This is a genomic window from Winogradskyella poriferorum (assembly GCF_050618035.1).
GTDB lineage: Bacteria > Bacteroidota > Bacteroidia > Flavobacteriales > Flavobacteriaceae > Winogradskyella > Winogradskyella poriferorum_A.
The window spans coordinates 1-261 of the sequence record NZ_JBODPY010000053.1; the positions used below are offsets into that span (position 1 = coordinate 1).

Genomic DNA, 261 nt, shown 5'->3' on the forward strand with positions numbered 1-261 from the left:
GCAGCTTTTGGAATTTAAAGGCGGTCTGTTAATTATCTCCCATGACCGAGCTTTAGTTGATCGCTTAGCCACTCGAATTATTGAGTTAGATCGTGGTGTCTTGTCGTCTTTCCCTGGTAGTTATTCTGCGTACATGGATCTCAAGCAGAAGATGCTTGAAGATGAAGAGAAACAAAATGCGCTTTTTGATAAGCGCTTGGCCCAAGAAGAAACGTGGATTCGACAAGGCATTAAAGCGCGAAGAACGCGTAATGAGGGGCG

General features: G+C 44.8%; 1 pseudogene. It reads left to right on the forward strand.

Going from position 1 to position 261, the window contains the following annotated elements:
* Positions 1-7 precede the first annotated feature (7 nt).
* Positions 8-261: pseudogene (locus ACRHOC_RS14890) on the forward strand (energy-dependent translational throttle protein EttA); the annotation flags it as partial.